The sequence below is a fragment of the Citrobacter sp. TBCS-14 genome, assembly GCF_005280805.1.
Taxonomy (GTDB): Bacteria; Pseudomonadota; Gammaproteobacteria; order Enterobacterales; family Enterobacteriaceae; genus Citrobacter; species Citrobacter gillenii.
On record NZ_SZWM01001283.1, the window covers coordinates 1 to 214 of the forward strand.

1 protein-coding gene is annotated in these 214 nt (G+C 58.4%); it reads left to right on the forward strand.

Features of this window, described 5'->3' with window-relative positions; genetic code table 11:
* Positions 1-214 (forward strand): zinc finger domain-containing protein (locus FDX22_RS27385; RefSeq protein WP_304571835.1); only part of this gene is annotated, 214 nt, incomplete at both ends.

Consider the following 214-nt stretch of genomic DNA (forward strand, 5'->3'; position numbering starts at 1 on the left):
GTCACCAAAGAGATCCGTATTCCGACGCTGGAAGAGTGTGACGTTTGCCACGGCAGCGGCGCGAAGGCAGGCACTCAGCCGCAAACCTGTCCAACCTGTCACGGTTCTGGTCAGGTACAGATGCGTCAGGGCTTTTTTGCCGTACAGCAGACCTGTCCGCACTGTCAGGGCCGCGGTACGTTGATCAAAGATCCGTGCAACAAATGCCACGGGC